Source organism: Bacillus sp. AFS040349, from assembly GCF_002577655.1.
Taxonomy (GTDB): domain Bacteria; phylum Bacillota; class Bacilli; order Bacillales; family Bacillaceae; genus Metabacillus.
In genome coordinates this window covers 1-19,222 of the sequence record NZ_NUMC01000138.1, presented here as the reverse complement: position 1 = coordinate 19,222, position 19,222 = coordinate 1, and the positions used below count along the sequence as shown (strand labels likewise).

Here is a 19,222-nt window from a genome sequence, read left to right as displayed (position 1 = left end):
TTCCATCTTCTAATAGAATAATAATTTATTATACCTGATAATGGAAAAAAGAATAGTAGAAAAACAGATAAAATCGTTCAGTTTCATAACACACAGAATGATTGCATAATGTATGGAGAGGTGAACGGATATATGTATACGAATGAAAGTATTGATCAGAAGATAGAAGAAATGATCGAAAAATTAAGAACTACTCAACGAAAAGATGGTTCTTGGAAATATTGTTTTGAAGGCGGTTTAATGACTGACGCTTTTATGATTATGACATTGCGTGCCTTAGATATAAAAAATGAAGAAAAGCTAATAAAACAACTAGCAGATCGGATCTATTCGTTACAAAAAAACTCAGGGGTATGGAAGGCTTATTCTGATGAAAAAAGTGGGAACCTTTCTATTACCATACAAGCATATTGTGCTCTTTTATATTCAGGTTACTTTACACAAGAACATCCTGGCTTAAAAAAAGCTGAAGCATTTATCCGTAAGAATGGTGGATTGGGTAATTCCCATTTTTTGACGAAATGGATGTTAGCTGTAAATGGGCTTTATCCGTGGCCAACTCTATTTTATATACCAATGACCTTCCTTCTAATTCCAACTTCATTTCCCTTAAATTTTTATCAATTCAGTAACTATGCCAGAATTCATTTTATTCCAATGATGGTTGCTGCCAATAAAAAATACACGATTAAATCAAGTTATACACCAAACTTGAATCACCTGATTATTCGTTCTTCTTTTGCTAACGAAAACTGGGAACTTCCATTTGCGACACGTACAAATTCATCGTTTACAAATGAAATGAAAAAACTTCTGCAACTACCTGAATATTTACACCGGTTAGGCTATCAAAAAGCAGAGCGATATATGTTAAAAAGACTTGAAGCTGATGGAACTCTTTACAGCTATGCTAGTTCAACCTTTTTCATGATTTATGCCCTACTATCTTTAGGCTATAAAAAGTCTTCTCCAACGATATTAAATGCCATAAACGGTTTAAAGCATTTGGTTTCAACCAATTGTGATGGTATTCATCTAGAAAACTCAACCTCTACTGTTTGGGATACAGCCTTACTTAGCTATGCCCTTCAAGAAGCAAATGTTTCCAGTACTTCACCCATGATTAACAAATCCGTTCAATATCTCTTATCCATGCAACATACAAAAAAGGGTGATTGGAAGATTCATAACCCTAATATTAAGCTAGGGGGATGGGGTTTTTCCCATAATAATACGATTAATCCAGACAATGATGATACCTCAGCCGCATTACGAGCATTAACAAGGAAAGCTCGTAAAGATCAAAAAGTACGCAATGCTTGGTATAAAGGAGTTACTTATCTTCTCTCCATGCAAAATGCTGATGGTGGATGGGCGGCCTTTGAAAAAAATACAGATCTTGAAATCCTTACGTATCTTCCTTTAGAAAACGCAGAGGATGCTGCTATTGACCCTTCAACTCCGGACTTAACAGGTAGAGTACTAGAGTTTTTAGGTAACTATGCTGGATTAACAAAAGAACACCCAAGTGTAAAAGCAGCAATAAGGTGGCTGATGGACAATCAAGAAGAGAACGGCTCTTGGTATGGAAGATGGGGAGTTTGTTATATATATGGAACTTGGGCAGCTGTGACAGGACTACTAGCTGTTGGTATCTCCCCAAATTCATCTGCTATAAAAAAGGCAATCAACTGGCTAGAAAGCATACAATTAAACAATGGAGGTTGGGGTGAATCATGTGCAAGTAGTGAGGAGAAAAGATATGTACCCCTTTCATTTAGTACCCCTTCACAAACATCATGGGCATTAGATGCATTAATTCAGAGTAGAGCCTTTTCTAATTTATCTGTACAAAAAGGTATATCTCATCTAATAAACGATTCTTCTTTTACTGAAGAAGGAAGAACATATCCAACCGGCATTGGACTACCAGGGCATTTTTACATCACTTACCATAGCTACAATCTTCTTTTTCCATTGCTAACACTTGCCCACTACCAAAAAAGATCATAACAGGTTTATTTAGAAAAAAGATCAACCTTTTTGGAAAAGTGCATATATTGTCTACGACTGATGTCAGGGAGGGAGAAATAATGTCAGAGCAGTACATCTTATCCATGCAAAAATGGTGTGAGGAAATTTTAGAAAGTTATCATCATTCCTATGAAGAACTAAGCCGAAACCATCACAAAAATACATTAGAAGATTGGAAAAGTGAGCTTGAAAACTTCCAAGCTCAACTAAACAAAGATGATCATCTTGATAATAAGGAAGTTTATGAGCGTGCTGATCGTCTGTTTACACAGTTTGAAGCTTACTTTGATGATGAAAATAATGAACAAGAAAGCATTTTACGCGTCCATAACGAAGCAGGAACGGTTCCAATCGGAGGTCATACGTTACCACCACTACCCTACAGTTATGATGCATTAGAGCCTTATATTGATCGTGAAATTATGAGATTACATCATGACAAGCATCATCAAAGCTATGTTGATGGTTTAAATAAAGCCGAAAAAGAAATGCAAAAAGCTCGTCAAACAAATAACTTTGAATTAATTAAGCATTGGGAACGTGAAGCAGCGTTTCATGGTGCAGGTCATTACCTTCACACAATCTTCTGGAATGTAATGAGTCCTAACGGTGGTGGCATGCCTTCTGGTATGTTAATGAGAGAGATTAATCAAACATTTGGTAGTTTTGAAAAATTTAAAAGCCACTTTTCTGAAGCAGCCAAAAATGTTGAAGCAGTTGGATGGGCAATTTTAGTTTGGGCACCACGTTCCCGTAGATTAGAAATTCTTCAAGCAGAAAAGCATCAAAACTTAAGTCAATGGGATGTTATCCCCTTACTTACACTAGATGTTTGGGAACATGCCTACTATCTTCAATATAAAAATGAACGAAAGAAATACGTTGAGAATTGGTGGAATGTTGTAAATTGGCGTGAAGTAGAGAGACGTTTTCATGAAGCACAACAACTAAAATGGAAACCATTTTAATATAGAAAAAAGGCAGATTATCTTATAAAGAAAAATCTGCCTTTTTTATTCTATATAATACCTAAAGCATCTAAAAAGACAAAGATAATAACAATTGGTGATACATATTTTAATAGTAGATACCATATTGTAAAGATCTTTTTGCTAAGAGAAGACCCTTGTGACAGTTCATCAAATAAAACTTTTTTAGATATCTTTAATGGAACAAATATTGAAATTAAAAGAGCACCAAGTGGCATAAGAATATTGCTTACTAGGAAATCGGCTGCGTCAAAAATAGACTTATCAAACAAGGTTATATGTCCAAGTAGTCCGAAAGATAGTGCTGATGGAATTCCTACGATAAAAATGGATATTCCTACTAACCAAGAAGCTTTTATCCTTTTAGAATTGTTCCCCTTCGCGATTGGAGCTACAATTATTTCGAGCATTGAAAAAGCAGATGTTAAAGTAGCAAATAAAAACAATAATAAAAATGCGATCAAAAAGATTGTTCCAAACGGCATTTGATTAAACACTGTGGGCAGTACATTAAACAATAACACAGGGCCTGCATCCGGAGCTAAACCAAAAGAAAACACGGCCGGAAAAATCGCTAATCCTGCTAAAAACGCAACTAATAAGTTAAGAACGACGATTGAAACTGCCGATTGTGGTAAATTTTCATTCTTAGACAAATAAGAGCTATAAGTTACCATAACTGACACTCCAACACTTAGGGCAAAAAAGGATTGTCCCATCGCATATAAAATCGTCTCAGATGTTACGTTTGTAAAATCAGGCTTTAAAAAGAAAATAATTCCTTCCATAGAGCCATCTAGTGTAATAGAACGAACAATTAAAATGACAAATAATATAAACAAAGCAGGCATCATAATTCGGCTTGCTTTTTCAATCCCATTTGAAACACCTTTAGAAACAACAAAACTTGTAATAAGTAAAAATAATAACTGTGCAAAAACGGTTAAAATCGGATCCGAAATGCTAGTACCAAATAACTCACCATACTCCTGCTCTGTTAAGCCACTAAGATTTCCTGTAACAGCTTTAAATAGATAAATTAAAATCCAGCCACCTACTACGCTATAAAAAGACAACAAGATAAAACAAGTCACTACACCAAGTCGTCCAATTAAGTGCCAAGAGGAATTCGGAGCAATTTGTTTGTATGCTTGAATGGCATCTTTTTTCGTACTTCTACCTATCACAAACTCTCCTAATAGAAGTGGTAGTCCTACTAGTAAAGTAAATAAAATAAAGATTAGAAAAAATACACCGCCCCCACTAGTCCCCGCAACATAAGGAAACTTCCATATCGCTCCTAAACCAATTGCAGACCCGGCAGCCGCAAGAATAAAAGAGAGCTTGGACGACCATTGTTCTACAGAATTATTCATAACATCACCTCAAATTCCTACTGATCAAAGATTTCTTTCAAAAGAATATAAAATCAACCTTTGAAAAATATATTATATAAATACACATTTTATCATTTTACTAGGATAATTTAAATTAAATTTTAAAATAATTCAATTAGTAAAACGAATTATTAGAAAAACCTGGCTTATCGCCAAGTCCTAATGTCAGTAGCCTTAGTTTTCATATACTCTAATTCATAAAAACTTATCCTTTCTGGTAAAAGAAAAAAGGCTGACACATTTAGTGCCAACCTTCTTAGATTTATTAAAAACTTATCCTTCTAATAATAATGATTCTGGATCTTCAAGTAATTCTTTCACTGTTGCTAAGAAGCTTACTGCTTCTCTTCCATCAACAATTCGGTGATCATATGAAAGGGCAATGTACATCATTGGACGATTTTCCATTGTATTTTCATCGATAGCAACAGGGCGAAGCTGGATTTTATGCATGCCTAAAATACCAACTTGTGGTCCGTTTAGGATAGGTGTTGACATTAATGATCCGAAAACACCACCATTTGTAATCGTGAATGTTCCGCCTTGTAAATCAGAAAGACTTAATTTGTTATCGCGTGCTTTCTTAGCAAGATTAAGAATTTCTCCTTCAATACCTGCAAAGTTTAAGTGATCTGCATCACGAACAACTGGTACAACTAATCCATCTGGAGCTGATACCGCAATTCCAATATCATAGAATTTCTTCACCAAAATTTCATTGCCTTGAATTTCGGCATTAAGAAGTGGATATTGTTTTAATGCAGCAACAACAGCTTTTGTAAAGAAGGACATGAAGCCTAAACGAACATCATGCTGTTCAAAAAATTTGTCTTTACGACGTTTACGAACTTCCATAACCGCAGTCATATCTACTTCATTAAATGTTGTTAACATAGCAGCTGTTTGTTGAACTTCTACTAATCGATTTGCAATCGTTTGTCTACGTCTAGACATTTTTTGTCTTTCTACTGGTTTACCAGGTTTATCGTCCTGTACGGCTGGTGTAGCAGCTTTTGGTGCAGCTGGTTTCGATTCTTGTTTTGGTGCTTCTTGACCCGAGTGTGCTTCAACATCTTGTTTACGTACTCGGCCAAGTGGATCAACTGTTTGAACTTGTTGTAAATCTATTCCACGCTCACGAGCTAACTTACGTGCCGCTGGTGAGGCAATTGTACGTTGTTTTTTATCATCTTCCGTTACTTCAACATTGTTTTGTTGAGCTTCTTGTGGCGCTGGTGCTACTTGTTTAGTCTCTGCTTGCTCTGGTTGTGAAGGAGAAGCTTCACCACTCTCATCAATTATCCCAATTGTTTCTCCAACTTGAACAGTATCACCTGATTCTTTGTGTAGCTCTTTTAAAACTCCAGAAAATTCAGCAGTTAATTCAACATTTACTTTATCTGTTTCAACTTCTAAAAGGTACTCACCCTTCTCAACAAAATCACCTGGTTGTTTTAACCATTGTGCAATCGTTCCTTCAGTAATAGATTCTGCTAGTTCTGGTACTTTAATTTCAGCCATTGTTGGTTCCCCCTTGAGAAACTTGCTTGTTAAAAGAATCACTTTTATTACATCTATATCAATTTAACGCGATAATATGATAACAGCAAGTCTCGCATTTTTTCAATTTAAATGATGATTAATGGTCAAATAATTAATTATTCCAAGTTAATGCTTCCGTAACGATCCGTTCTTGATCCTTTTTGTGAATATTCGGATCACCTTCCGCTGGACTCTGTCTTCTTCTTCTACCTATATAGTTCACCGGAACTCCTTCTGGTGCAATTTCTCTTAATTTTGAATCAATAAACGTCCATGCTCCCATGTTTTGAGGTTCCTCTTGAACCCAAACAATTTCTTCAAGAGCTGGTAAACGATCCAAAATGGATGTAATAATTGACTTAGGGAAAGGATATAGTTCCTCAACTCTTAGCATGTGAACCCAATCAAGATCGCCTTCAATCGTATTTAACTTATCAGTTAAATCTGTAGCAACCTTACCAGTGCATAAAAGAAGTCTTTTTACTTTATCCGGAGAAGTGCCTAGTCCTGGTTGTTCAATAACTGGCTTGAACTCTCCTTCACATAATTCATTTAGATCTGATACAGTTTGTGGATTTCTTAGTAAGCTCTTTGGCGTCATAATAACAAGTGGTCTTACTTCTTCACGCTTTAGCAAGTCCGCTTGACGACGTAATATATGGAAATATTGAGCTGCACTTGTTAAATTCGCAACTTGCCAGCTATCTTCAGCAGCTAACTGTAAGAAACGCTCCAACCTAGCGCTGGAATGCTCAGGACCTTGTCCTTCAAATCCATGTGGTAATAACATAACAAGACCAGATTTTTGACCCCATTTGGCACGACCTGCAGCAATAAACTGATCAAAGAATACTTGTGCTGCATTTGCAAAGTCTCCGTATTGCGCTTCCCATAAAACTAAAGTTTCTGGTGCAAATACATTGTAACCATATTCAAAACCAATAACAGATCCTTCAGATAATGGACTATTGTGGATTGCAAATGATGCTTTAGCGTCATCTAGTCGATGTAATGGTGAATAAAACTCACCAGTATCAACATCATGTAAAACAATATGTCTCTGTGCGAATGTTCCACGCTGTGAATCCTGTCCTGTTAATCGAATAGGAGTTCCATCTGTTAAAATGGATGCAAACGCTAACGCTTCACCTAAAGCCCATTCCACTTTTCCATCTTCCTTAAGCGCTTTTGCTCTTCTTTCTAGAATTCTCTGAAGCTTAGAAAACACATTAAAGCTTTCCGGCCATTTTACAAGCTCATCATTTAATTGAAGTAACTTATCCTTATCAACAGCTGTTTTTAACTTAGGAAGGCCACTGTTAACGAATTCCGGTAACTGAATTTCATGTGTTTGAGCTACCTTTTTATCAGGAACTTTTTGATATGCCTTTTCTAGTACTGTTTGAACTTCATCACTAATCTTTTCAACATCTTCTGGCTTTACAATTCCTCCGCCTTGTAGTGATTTTGCATAAAGCTCACGTACAGTTGGATGTTTACGAACTTTTTCGTAAAGTTTTGGTTGTGTCATGGATGGTTCATCCATTTCATTATGACCAAAACGTCGATAGCCAATAAGGTCGATTAAGAAGTCACTCTTAAATTTATTTCTGTATTCCATTGCAATGAACACTGCAGCAATACATGCTTCTGGATCATCTGCATTAACGTGTACAATAGGAATTTCATATCCTTTTGCAAGGTCACTTGCATATGTGGTTGAACGGGAATCACGACTTTCAGTTGTAAAACCGATCATATTATTCGCAATAATATGTATTGTGCCACCCGTTTGATAACCAGTCAGCTTATTTAAGTTCAATGTTTCCGCAACAATTCCTTCACCCGGGAATGCAGCATCCCCATGGATAAGAATAGCCATAGCATTATTTTCATTTTGTTTTGGATAGCCTTTTTCTGTACGAGTTTCCTGTGCAGCACGGGTATATCCTTCAACAATTGGATCGATAAACTCTAGATGACTTGGATTATTAGCTAATGTTACTTTAGCACGCACTGTACTTTCATCTTTTATTTGTTTATTGGCACCAAGGTGGTACTTAACATCACCACTCCAGCCATAGTTAATTCCAATAGAACCTTCTGATGGAACCAATTCTTTATTAGGTGCATGTTGAAACTCAGAAAAGATAATTTCATACGGTTTTCCAAGTACATGAGCTAAAACACTTAAACGGCCACGGTGCGCCATTCCTATATTTATTGTATCAGTGCCCGCTTGAACGGCATTTGAAATTAATTCATCAAGTACCGGAACTAGCATATCTAAACCTTCAATAGAAAAACGTTTTTGACCAACAAAAGTACGGTGAAGGAATTGTTCAAATCCTTCAACTTCTGTGAGTCTTTTTAAGATAGAAACACGTTTTTCCTTTGATAAATTTTCAAAGATCGCTCCTGATTCCACCATTTTTACAAGCCATGTTTTTTCCTCATAGTTATGAACATGACTAAATTCGAATGCGATCGTTCTCTTATAAACTTCTTTTAAGTATTGATATGCTTCAAGCCCATTGGTCACATGTGCAGGAGCATCTTCACATAATAGGTTTACAGGTATATCTTTTAAATCTTCCTCAGTTAAATCATATTCTTCAAGGCGAAGAAACTCATTCTTCTCATTTCGGTCCTCAAAAGGATAAATTGCTGCGTTTAAGTGACCATATCTACGAATATTTGTCACTAATCGAACTGCTTCAGCAACTTTTTTCATTTTATCAGTACTGATTGTTTCATTTTCAGCTGACATTGTCGTGTCTTTTGTTGTGATTGAAGGAGAACCCCAGGTATCAAAGATTTCTTTTAATTCTATATCAATAGAATTTGGATCAAGTTTATATTGATCATATTGTTCCATGACATAGCCGAGGTTAGGACCATGGAAGTCTTCCCAAGGGAAATTCTTCTTGCTATTGCCTTGTGCCATCTAACATTACCCCCAACGATTCATAAGTGATCAGAAATGATTTTCCTGATACGTAGGAAGGATAAAATTATCCTACGATATTAACCACTCTTACGAGTATAGTAGTATGATATTAAAACGCTTCCAATGCTATTTTAACATTGCTACCTTCACATTCCAAGATAGTTAATAGAAAAATCGAAAAAAAATGTATCTTTTTTCTTGTGGTTTTCCTTAGAGTGTCTAATTGTTCGGAATAATTGGAATTATCCAACAAATATATCACTATCTTTACTCCAATCATACAACATATACCAAGGAAAAAAGTACAATTTTTATTATTTTAATGTAAATTAATTATATTTTTTTAGTATTAATGAAATTTATGTTTATTTTGAAATTATTATTAATGTCTTTCCTACTTTTTCAGGTTAATTTTCTCCATGTAATTTCAATAAAAACCTCTATTTTTATAAATAAATTAGAGGTTTTTACTATTTCGCAAACTTTGTCACAATATGAAATTTCAGTGAGTGTTTATATAGTAGAGATACTCATTCTTTTCTCACATCTATACAAATACTCTTACAGACATGCATACTCGTTTCGGATCAACCTTTATCATCCTTTTATAACATTTTTAATAACAATCTCTTCAGTAGTGGATATAACTGCTCTGGGAGCTCTTCAATTTTGTCGACAAAAACACTATATTTTCCATATATATTTTGTATTGTTTTTTGTGTTGCTTCATGAACTTCGCCATTTGACAAAAATACATTGATTACTTCTATACCCAGTTTCCTTGCCTCTAAAACCGCTTCATGTGTATCAATAATACCATTGCGTTCATAACCTGTCGCAGCGGGCTCACCATCTGAAAAAACAAGGAGAAATTTCTGTTTTTCATTTTTCTTCATTAGTTGTTCTGTCATATGTCTTATAGCATATCCATCACGATTATCTTCTTCTGGTGAGAGTTGCATAATTTCAGGTCCTGACTGCTGATTTAAAGAGGTCTCAAAAGAGATTACCTCATAGAAATGATTTGGCTGTCGTGTTTTTGTCGATTCGTTCGTGTCCTCCCAAAATCCAACAATTTTATGTGGGACTCTTACTGATTTTAACGTTTCATGAAATAAGATAATCCCAAGCTTTGATTGATCCATTTTATCGAACATGGATGCAGAACAGTCAACTAATAGAGTAAAAACAGCATCAATCTCAGGAGACTTTTCCTGTTTTTTATAAAAAAGCTTCGGATTGTCATCTGTTATAATTCGGAGCAGTTTTTTGTTTAATCTTCCAATTTGAAGATCGGACCTCGGCATTGTTCTTTTATGTTCCAGCGTTTTTTGGATCATTAGCTTCAGCTTATTTTGATATAACTGAATATCCATTCGATCTTTTTGATATTGCTCAATATCTGATATTGTTGGAGTTTTAGCTTCTTGAAACACAGGTACAGCATATTTATTTTCCTTACCATAAGATGCATCCCCACTACTAGCTCGATCCTCTTTTTGATTTTCCAATGCTTCCATTTTGGAGTAATCATTTCTTTTTGCTTTTTTTGAAGTTCCTTGAACCATCGCTAGAGCCTGGTCACCGTCTTCTCCCTCACGTAGAGCACCGTCTCCATTTATCGTCGTATTTGTTCCTTGTTCTAAATCGAATTGAAGAAAACTTTTTGTAGGCTTGCTTGTTTCACTATGCCATGTTGGTAATTTGTCACCATGTACATCTTCATCGCCTTGCTTAGCATCTTCTAACGCATCTTTGTTTTTTAATTTAGATTTTCTTTTTAATTCATCATATAGGCTGCCAGACAGAAAGTTATTGTAAGGTAGTTCCGCTAAATAAAAATAGGTATTTAGCATATCTTTTTCCAATATTTCTTCTAAAACATCAACAATTTCTAAGACAATATCAATAACCTGCTTAGTAGAACCTACATCAAACACTTGAAAAAGCTTTGACTCAATATAAGGAATCGATCTGTCAATACTCTCAGATAAAGATGGGATAGTCTCGATTGTGGATTGTGCAGTTAGTATTAAATACATACTATTAAAAAGCGCATCCGTTAAAATACTTCGCTCTTGATGAATAATTAACTGACTTTGAAAATGTTTTCGATAAAGCTCTCTTCGAATATTAAACGCTTTTTTCGTACCGCGTCTTTCTCTTCTGCATTTTTCCTCTAATCGAAGGTCCTCCAACAGCATACATAATTGCTTCGCAAAGCTCTTTAGCTTTAATTTTGAAGACTTTTCAATAAAAACACCTAATTCTTTAAAATCAGTATAATAATAATTACCAATACTTCTAAGATAAATATCGCTTTTTAACGCTAGTTCTGTTTCTTCCTTCTCCCGGTGGTCCCAGAAATGACTAATATAAACTTTTTTTTCAAATGGATCTAGATATGAGTGAACGCTGTAATCAACCTCAATGTCTGGAATTTTCGTTAATCCCTTTGCTAAATCTGATAATGCCATAAATAAAAAAGAATCTACCTGTTGATCATTAAATTTTATAAATCTCAATTTTATACCCTCACTCGAATAACGTTTCTGCTAGATTTCGAATGGCGGCTTTTTCTCTTTCATCTTCAAGCTTATTAACAATTCCTCTTTCTACAGCACGGTTTGGTGGCATATAGCAAGCTAAATCACATGTATCAATAAGCGCTCGGATCGATGCTGCCTCTTCTGAAACCTGGCCATTTTTCACGAGAGTTAGTAGATCTGACGAAAGACTAGTAAACGTTTCTAATAAGCGTTGATCAGACAGTTGTGATTGATTCTCTAAAACTATTTTTAGCTCTTCCCCTTGGATATAGGGTACTTCAATAACAACAAAACGATTTTTGAGTGCTTCATTTAATGGAACCGTTCCCACATATCCTTCATTAATAGCCGCAATAACACCGAAATCCTCATGTGAACGGATAACTTCACCTGTAAATGGGTTTGTAATCATTCTCCGGTAATCTAGCACACCATTTAATATCGGTAATGTTTCTGGCTTTGCCATATTTATTTCGTCTATATATAATAAATGGCCTTTTTTCATTGCCTTTACAACAGGACCTGAAATGAATTCGATGGATGTTTCACCGTTTCGATTTTCAATTGTTTTGAAGCCTAAAAGTGCTTCAGCATCCATATCAACAGAACAGTTCACACTATGCATAGGTTGATTAAACAAAAATGATAACGTTTCTGCCAACTTTGTTTTTCCAGAACCTGTTGGACCCTTTAATAAGACATTTTTACCAAGAGCAAGAGCGATCATTGCATCTAGTAGAATCGATTCATCAGATGGAGTATAACCACCTTTACCAATTAATAAAGCGTCTTGTTCATCTTTTCGTTTTAATGATCTATTTTGAATTCTTTCTTTAATTTCTTCCGGTAATGGATAAGCTAGTAAATTATTCATTGTACGCCTTCTTTCATCTATATAAAGTTAAGTTGATACGGTTTATATCAACCATGAGTATACTAAAAAGTATATTGAGATTCAAAGAAAACAAATAATTAAAGGTCTTATATCTTTTAATCATAAAAACAAAAAGCTACCCTTTTAAAGAATGTAGGTAGCTTTTTCTTAGTTATATGCTTTTATTGGTATTTATTGATCCGCAGATAATCCTATCCCCTGCATTTCCAGAAGGATCAGTTACATAATCATCTGGTTTTTCATGAATAACAAAGGAACTCCCATCTTTATCCAAAAGAGAAAGTTGTTCTCCTTTTTTTAATGTTACAGAAGATGCAAGAAGCTCAATATCAATTTTCCCATCGGCTCCAACTTCAATATTTGGTAGATCTCCCTCATGTTGTCCTTTAGGATTATCGAAGCCATGTTCATGATTTGAGAAGCTTAGGTGACTGCCAGCAGAAGTGAAAGTTGGTTTTTCACAGATTCCTATTGAATGGATATGAAAAGCATGCTTGCCTGGTGGTAGATTTTGTCCAATTAACCGAATGGTTACACCTTCAGCTGTTTCGTTTAGAATGATATTTCCTACATTTTTTCCTTTTTGGTTGATTAATTCTAATTTTTGCTGATTTAACTCAGGCTCAGAGGCAGTAATTGACTCCTTTTTAGTATGAGTGTTGTTATTAGTATTTTTTTCTGTTACTAAAACAATAAAAATGGATAGAGTCATAAGTGATATAAAAACAATAGATAATCCTTTCAACGTTAGTTCCTCCTAGATAATGGCGCTTATAAGTCATTCTTGCCAGGTTCTAAAGAAATAAACGCTGTGGTTAGGTTCTACAGTTAGAATGATCTATTTCCTAAAGTTTAATAGAGCAAAAAAGAACCAATTTGGTTCTTTTCATTAAAATCGCTTAGCTCCTAAGTAACGTTGTTTCCAATAAGAGTTATTTAAGTTAGAAATACTTACACCTGAACTACTGGCATGGATAAATTGATTATCCCCCAAATATATTCCCATATGTGATGGACCTTCTTTATATGTAGTAAAGAAAACAAAATCACCTCTAGAAGGTTCATTTATTACTTTCATCATATCCCAATACCCTGCAGTGCTAAGGCGAGATACAGAAGTAACCTTATTTAATACATAATAAATAAAACCGCTACAATCAAAACCACTAGGAGTATTACCAGCCCAACGATATGGTACTCCTAAAAGTGACTTTGCCTCAGAAATCATTGTTTCAACCTTATTGTTTTGATTTTGAGGTGCCGTATTTTCAGTACTGTTATCAATAATAGCTTCTCCAGTCACCTTCAAAACTTGTCCAACGATTATTACATCTGACTTCATATTATTTAATACTTTTAGTTCAGCAATTGTTATGTTAAATTTATTGGCGATTTTCCATAAAGAATCTCCAGCAGAAACAGTATATGTAGATGTGTTCGGATTTGATATAACTTGCTGTTTTGTGGGCTCACTCTGTTTAACATCTTCTTGTTTAGTTTGTGTTGTTTCCTGTTTTACGTTTAACTTCTGCCCAACATAAATAACATCACTATTCAAATTATTTGCTTTCTTCAATTCTGATACCGTTGTGTTATATGATCTGGCAATAACCCATAAGGAGTCACCACCCTTAACTATGTATTGTACATTACTAACAGTTTTTGAAACTGATTTTTCTGGTGCTGGAGTAGTAATTTCTTTAGAAGAATTTGTCCCGGGAATCTGAAGAGTTTGTCCAATCCTAAGAACATCAGTTGTTAGTCCATTAGCTTTTTTTAGTTGATCAACTGTCGTATTGTATTGGCGGGATAATCCCCAAAGAGTATCATTACTCTTTATACTAATGCTTTCGGCTTCTGCCATAGTTGCAAATAATGAGGAGCTAACTACAGCTGTTGCTGTTAACCCTAATATCTTATGCTTCATCTTTAAAGGTACCTCCTAGATCTTATATATAAATAGATTAACAACAATAAATGACATAAAAATTTCATTGAATAGTAGTTTTACAGAATAACAGGAAAAAAGAGACAAAACTTTTATTTTTATCATACAAAACATTACACTTGTAGACAATCATTTCTTTTATGAAGAACCATCTTTATTTAAAATTTATAAATTATTTAAATAAAAAAGGCCGGGTCCATTCCAGACCCATACCCAATTGTTAAACTATTTTTTTCTGATTATCTAGTAATCTCTTATTTGCTCCAATCTTAAAATGCTGCACACCAAAAATAAATACTGCCACTAAAGAAATCACACCAAAAACAATAACCATATATTTTAGACCAATTGTATCAAGAAATAATCCTGTACTTAATAAAACTACTTGAAACATGATGCGGTCAAACATATTTCGAAACGAAAAGAAACGACCGTGATATTCTTTATCGATTTTCGTTTGAAAGATCGTAGCAGCAATTGGGAAAAAGCAACCAACTGCAAAGCCAAAAATTCCAAAAGAAATAAGTGACATTATTTTTACATCACTAAAAAATAATGAAAGGTGGGCCAAAGATATAACAAAGGAGAAAATAAACATTAGTTTAATTGGCTCCACAAGATGTGTAATTCGTTTGACGAAGAAAGCACCAATCATAAATGAAACACCTTCTGCTGTATAAAGAAGGCCTTTAATTGCAGCGTCTCCTTGCGTTTCACTAATATTAATAACCATTAAATTAAAGCCACCTAGAAACAATACTGGAACAAATGTTAACACAAGTGCCATCATGGCAATCGGTGTACGTCTCAAGACTGGTATTATTTCTGTAAATCCTGCTGATTTTTTCCCCTTCACTTTGTTTGATTCAGGTTCTTCAAATGATAACAAGTATGTTGTTGCTAAAATCGTAACATAAGCCATCATTGACCCTATATAAAGAAAACTAATATCCATAATTACTAATAAAATTCCACCAAGAGCTGTCCCTGCAACACGTGAGATAGTCGATACATTCATATGAACTCCATTCATTTGAATGTAGTCCTTCTCTTCTACTATTAAAGGTATAACAGACTGTAAGGCAGGAAAATAAAAGGCCGCACTAATTTGAATGCAAACCATAAAACAAATCATAAAGATAATCGATTCGAACTCTAGTGCTAAAAACATAAATATTACACTTAAAGTTCTGCCTATTCCAGCATAGATTAGGACTTTCTTTTTTGAGTAACTGTCAATCACTCTACCCGCAAGTGGTCCAACCATAACACCCGCTAATAATCCTAAAAACAAAATCATTGATTTCATAAAATCTGAAGGAACATATTTTTGCATGAACTCTAAGTTACCGATAATCCCCAGCCATAAACCAAGACCGGCAACAAGTTCCCCAACCAACAAAATCCAAACATTTTTATTTTTCCACATGCTCTCAGCTTCTTCCAATATAATTCACAATATAAGTCAACTATAACACCGATATTTTTATTTCGCTATACGAAATAAATACTTTATTGAAGATTCGAATCAGGGGTGCTAATCGGATATAATGTTCCCTCTAGAGCAAATGACATTTTCCCCGTTTCTTCAGAAACAATTAATATTAAAGCATCTGTTAATTCAGATAGACCAATAGCTGCGCGGTGTCTTGTCCCAACCTTTTCTTGACCAAAATTTTGTGAAGATAGAGGTAAAACATTTGCAGCAGATATCATATAATCCCCTTTAATCAAAACAGCACCATCATGAAGGGGATTTCCGGGATAAAAGATGCTTTCAATTAGTCGGTTTGATAATGTTGCATTTAATTGTATTCCCTCTTGAATTAGATGATCTACATTTTGTTGTCGCTCAACAACAATTAGCGCACCATGTCGTCGTTCCGATAGATTTTTAATCGCCTTAGCAATTTCTATGTACTGACTCGTAAATTCCGCAATATATGCCTTTAAATAGAAAAAAGACGCAGTTGATTGTATTTCATTAAATCGATCCCTTATTTGGGCGAGTTCACATAATAAACAATACTCCTTTTCTCCTATAGATAATCGCATTTTCTCGGCTTCTTCAATAATTTGTTCAAGGTGAAAAGAAATATGATGTTTAATAGAAGAAAATGTGTTGTGTTCATTTTGCATATGTAATCAAGCCTCCTTTTCTTTAGTCTTTTCATTGATAAAAAACTTATGTTAACTAAGTCCATGTGTATTTTTTCCAATTGAAAAACCATACTAATAATAGGAGGCGTTTTACATGATTACACATAAAATTTTGCAGTATACATTTAGCATTCTTGGTGTTATTTCATTAGGATTTTTTTATTATCAAATGTTTAAAGGTGAATCAAGAAAATCTGATAATCAACCAAAGTAACATACCACGAATTTTTCATGATATAATTCTCAAGGTATTAAGTAGAAATGAGGATGTATAAATGAAAAATAACAGTTTAAAACGGGAAAAGCTTATTTATTTTTCGAGCATTTTATTTCCCATTCTTGTTACTCAGCTTGGACTTTATGCTATGAACTTTTTTGACACAACAATGTCAGGTAAAGTTCATCCAAACGACCTTGCCGGCGTTGCGATTGGTTCAAGCCTTTGGGTACCTGTTTACACAGGATTAAGTGGAATTTTACTTTCAATTACACCGATTGTTGCTCAGTTAGTAGGTGCAAAAAAGACAAAGAATGTTCCTTATATGGTTGTACAAGGAATATACGTCAGTATTGTGATTTCAATCATTGTTACTATACTTGGTGTTATTGTTTTAGATCCGATATTGAATAATATGGGATTAGATAAACCTGTTTCACATATTGCAAAATGGTACCTTATTTCGTTGTCACTTGGCATCTTACCTTTATTTATTTACGCCGTATTAAGATGTTTTATTGATGCACTAGGATATACAAGAATAACTATGTTCGTTACGCTTTGCTCTTTACCAATTAATTTTGTATTTAATTACTTATTTATCTTCGGTAAACTAGGCTTTCCTAAACTAGGTGGAATCGGTGCAGGTGTCGCATCAGCTATTACATATTGGTGTATCACAGCAATAGCAGTGATCATTGTTATGAAGCAATCTCCTTTTAAAAAATACGGTATTTTTAAAACGTTTTATTCTGTTTCGATAAAAGCATGGATGGAAATATTAAAAATCGGTGTTCCAATCGGTTTATCAATTTTCTTTGAAACAAGTATTTTTGCTGCTGTTACTCTTTTAATGAGTCAATATAATACAATTACGATTGCCTCACATCAAGCAGCAATAAATTTCGCCTCATTTCTATATATGATTCCACTAAGTATTTCAATGGCCCTTACTATTGTTGTCGGACATGAGGTTGGGGCGAAACGAATTAGAGATGCTAAACAATATAGTTATTTAGGAATTAGCATGGCTATCTTTTTATCCGTTTTGTCAGCTGCGCTTATTTATTTCTTTAGACCTGAAGTTGCATCAATTTACACAGAAAATTCTGCTGTTTTAAAACTAACACAAGACTTTTTAATTTACGCAATTTTCTTCCAGCTTTCTGATGCAATAGCAGCACCAATACAAGGAGTCCTTAGAGGTTATAAAGATGTTAATGTAACATTTATTATGGCCCTAATATCATATTGGGTCATTGGATTACCTATAGGATATCTTTTAGCAACGTTTACTTCTCTTGATGCATTCGGCTATTGGATCGGCTTAATATCAGGCCTAGCAGCAGGTGCTGTAGGCCTTTCAGCAAGATTATTTGTTATTCAACGTAGAAACGAATCTGCATTAGGCAATTCATAACAAAAAACCCTCAGAAATTTGAGGGTTTTTCTTTCTACTTAATTATTCCACTTATACGTATAAAAGACTTCATTTTCAAACCAATGCATAACCTCTGGATCTTTGTTAAGGAACTTCTCTTCCATTGCTTTTAACATACCTTCTGTTTGAGAACGATGAGCTTTTAAAGCATTTAATTTAATATCTGCTACATCTGTAATGTTTATCTGTACATCAGGATGACCAATCACTTCGAAACGATTTTTTGTAATCGCCATACAATACGTCATTGGTCGTTCTGCAATAGGTTTACGGTTTAATGCACGAATAACTCCTGCACCACATGCATCATGATCAGGATGAACACCATGACCTGGATAAAATGTAACAATTAATGTTGGTTTTACTTCATCAATAATTGTCTCAAAAAGATCAGCTAATTGTTCATCATCTTCAAATTCTAATGTTTTATCACGTAGTCCGAGCATTCGTAAATCTTGAATATCCATAGCAGCACAAGCATCCATTAATTCCTTTTTTCTTATTTCTGGTAATGTTTCACGGTTGGCAAATAGAGGGTTTCCCATATTCCTGCCCATTTCACCTAAAGTTCCACATGCATATGTAACAGGTATTCCTGCTTTTCTTTTTTGCGCGATTAATCCAGCTACTCCAAATGCTTCATCATCAGGATGTGGTAAGATTACTAGAACATGTTCTTTCATTAAATACACTCCTTTTGCCGATCATCTTAATTTTTAAACGGTGTTTCACTTATTTGTAATGATATCGCTAACTGTCCTTCTGAATTATGTCCTGCTGTTAACAATTGGTTATTTTCGTTATACACCCAATCTGTTAACCCTTCAGCATAGATCCAACCTTCTTCTAGCTTCAATCCAATTCGATATGGTCCATTACCCGTAATTTTAGCTTGATGATATTTCACCTTTGCATTTCGAATAAACGCAACTACTGTCATGCTTTTTTCATCTTTATGTGCCGAATAAGAGCCAGTAGTTGTTTCTAAATGAATATATACTGGTTTGTTTAGAAATGTATTTAAATATGCTTGTACATCTTCTTGTACAATTCTTTTCATAAATTAGCCCCCTAAGTAGGATTTCGTATTGTCAAAACTT

Annotated in this window: 14 protein-coding genes; 3 read left to right on the top strand and 11 right to left on the bottom strand. The window is 34.5% G+C overall.

Annotated elements, in window-relative coordinates; all coding sequences use genetic code 11:
* Positions 1-132: 132 nt before the first annotated feature.
* Positions 133-2,013, top strand: a complete 1,881-nt coding sequence (locus tag COD11_RS23285) for a terpene cyclase/mutase family protein (protein WP_098799297.1) — start codon at positions 133-135, stop codon at positions 2,011-2,013.
* A gap of 77 nt (positions 2,014-2,090) precedes the next feature.
* The gene (locus COD11_RS23280) at positions 2,091-3,002 is read left to right on the top strand and encodes a superoxide dismutase (RefSeq protein WP_483296313.1); all 912 of its coding nucleotides are present in this window, start codon (positions 2,091-2,093) and stop codon (positions 3,000-3,002) included.
* Between the two features lie 50 nt (positions 3,003-3,052).
* On the opposite strand, the gene COD11_RS23275 is transcribed toward COD11_RS23280, so the two are convergent.
* From COD11_RS23275 to cdaS, 9 genes are all read right to left on the bottom strand, one after another.
* Positions 3,053-4,399 (bottom strand): sodium-dependent transporter, encoded by a 1,347-nt coding sequence (locus COD11_RS23275; protein WP_098799295.1) that lies wholly within the window; start codon positions 4,397-4,399, stop codon positions 3,053-3,055.
* Positions 4,400-4,693: 294 nt separating this feature from the next.
* Positions 4,694-5,941, bottom strand: a complete 1,248-nt coding sequence (odhB, locus tag COD11_RS23270; RefSeq protein WP_098799294.1) for a 2-oxoglutarate dehydrogenase complex dihydrolipoyllysine-residue succinyltransferase — start codon at positions 5,939-5,941, stop codon at positions 4,694-4,696.
* 133 nt (positions 5,942-6,074) lie between these two features.
* Complete coding sequence (gene sucA, locus COD11_RS23265; RefSeq protein WP_098799293.1) at positions 6,075-8,909, bottom strand: 2-oxoglutarate dehydrogenase E1 component; 2,835 nt, start codon at positions 8,907-8,909, stop codon at positions 6,075-6,077.
* 608 nt (positions 8,910-9,517) lie between these two features.
* Complete coding sequence (locus tag COD11_RS23260; protein WP_098799292.1) at positions 9,518-11,437, bottom strand: vWA domain-containing protein; 1,920 nt, start codon at positions 11,435-11,437, stop codon at positions 9,518-9,520.
* A gap of 10 nt (positions 11,438-11,447) precedes the next feature.
* On the bottom strand, positions 11,448-12,335 hold the full coding sequence (locus COD11_RS23255; protein WP_098799291.1) for an ATP-binding protein: 888 nt from the start codon (positions 12,333-12,335) through the stop codon (positions 11,448-11,450).
* Positions 12,336-12,507: 172 nt separating this feature from the next.
* Positions 12,508-13,101: a superoxide dismutase family protein gene (locus COD11_RS23250; RefSeq protein ID WP_098799290.1), complete on the bottom strand. Its 594-nt coding sequence runs from the start codon at positions 13,099-13,101 to the stop codon at positions 12,508-12,510.
* A gap of 144 nt (positions 13,102-13,245) precedes the next feature.
* The gene (locus COD11_RS23245) at positions 13,246-14,283 is read right to left on the bottom strand and encodes a C40 family peptidase (protein WP_098799289.1); all 1,038 of its coding nucleotides are present in this window, start codon (positions 14,281-14,283) and stop codon (positions 13,246-13,248) included.
* Between the two features lie 241 nt (positions 14,284-14,524).
* Entirely contained in the window at positions 14,525-15,733 is a 1,209-nt protein-coding gene (locus COD11_RS23240) for an MFS transporter (RefSeq protein ID WP_098799288.1), read from the bottom strand.
* A gap of 83 nt (positions 15,734-15,816) precedes the next feature.
* Positions 15,817-16,443 carry a sporulation-specific diadenylate cyclase CdaS gene (gene cdaS, locus COD11_RS23235; protein ID WP_098799287.1) on the bottom strand — a complete coding sequence of 209 codons (627 nt, stop codon included), beginning with the start codon at positions 16,441-16,443 and terminating at the stop codon, positions 15,817-15,819.
* A 296-nt stretch (positions 16,444-16,739) separates the two neighbouring features.
* Here cdaS and COD11_RS23230 point away from each other — a divergent pair, with 296 nt between their 5' ends.
* On the top strand, positions 16,740-18,101 hold the full coding sequence (locus COD11_RS23230; protein ID WP_098799286.1) for an MATE family efflux transporter: 1,362 nt from the start codon (positions 16,740-16,742) through the stop codon (positions 18,099-18,101).
* Positions 18,102-18,139: 38 nt separating this feature from the next.
* Here the strand turns inward: COD11_RS23230 and bshB2 are convergent, their stop codons facing one another.
* Together bshB2 and COD11_RS23220 are read right to left on the bottom strand one after the other, a co-directional pair.
* Positions 18,140-18,805 (bottom strand): bacillithiol biosynthesis deacetylase BshB2, encoded by a 666-nt coding sequence (gene bshB2, locus COD11_RS23225; protein ID WP_098799285.1) that lies wholly within the window; start codon positions 18,803-18,805, stop codon positions 18,140-18,142.
* A 26-nt stretch (positions 18,806-18,831) separates the two neighbouring features.
* Entirely contained in the window at positions 18,832-19,182 is a 351-nt protein-coding gene (locus COD11_RS23220) for a YojF family protein (RefSeq protein ID WP_098799284.1), read from the bottom strand.
* Between the last annotated feature and the right edge of the window lie 40 nt (positions 19,183-19,222).

Bases quoted from the DNA above. Each gene is read 5' to 3' on its own strand.
- COD11_RS23245 (WP_098799289.1), bottom strand. From the start codon at position 14,283: ATGAAGCATAAGATATTAGGGTTAACAGCAACAGCTGTAGTTAGCTCC.
- COD11_RS23220 (WP_098799284.1), bottom strand. From the start codon at position 19,182: ATGAAAAGAATTGTACAAGAAGATGTACAAGCATATTTAAATACATTT.
- COD11_RS23240 (WP_098799288.1), bottom strand. From the start codon at position 15,733: ATGTGGAAAAATAAAAATGTTTGGATTTTGTTGGTTGGGGAACTTGTT.
- COD11_RS23255 (WP_098799291.1), bottom strand. From the start codon at position 12,335: ATGAATAATTTACTAGCTTATCCATTACCGGAAGAAATTAAAGAAAGA.
- COD11_RS23230 (WP_098799286.1), top strand. From the start codon at position 16,740: ATGAAAAATAACAGTTTAAAACGGGAAAAGCTTATTTATTTTTCGAGC.
- COD11_RS23275 (WP_098799295.1), bottom strand. From the start codon at position 4,399: ATGAATAATTCTGTAGAACAATGGTCGTCCAAGCTCTCTTTTATTCTT.
- sucA (WP_098799293.1), bottom strand. From the start codon at position 8,909: ATGGCACAAGGCAATAGCAAGAAGAATTTCCCTTGGGAAGACTTCCAT.
- bshB2 (WP_098799285.1), bottom strand. From the start codon at position 18,805: ATGAAAGAACATGTTCTAGTAATCTTACCACATCCTGATGATGAAGCA.
- COD11_RS23285 (WP_098799297.1), top strand. From the start codon at position 133: ATGTATACGAATGAAAGTATTGATCAGAAGATAGAAGAAATGATCGAA.
- cdaS (WP_098799287.1), bottom strand. From the start codon at position 16,443: ATGCAAAATGAACACAACACATTTTCTTCTATTAAACATCATATTTCT.
- odhB (WP_098799294.1), bottom strand. From the start codon at position 5,941: ATGGCTGAAATTAAAGTACCAGAACTAGCAGAATCTATTACTGAAGGA.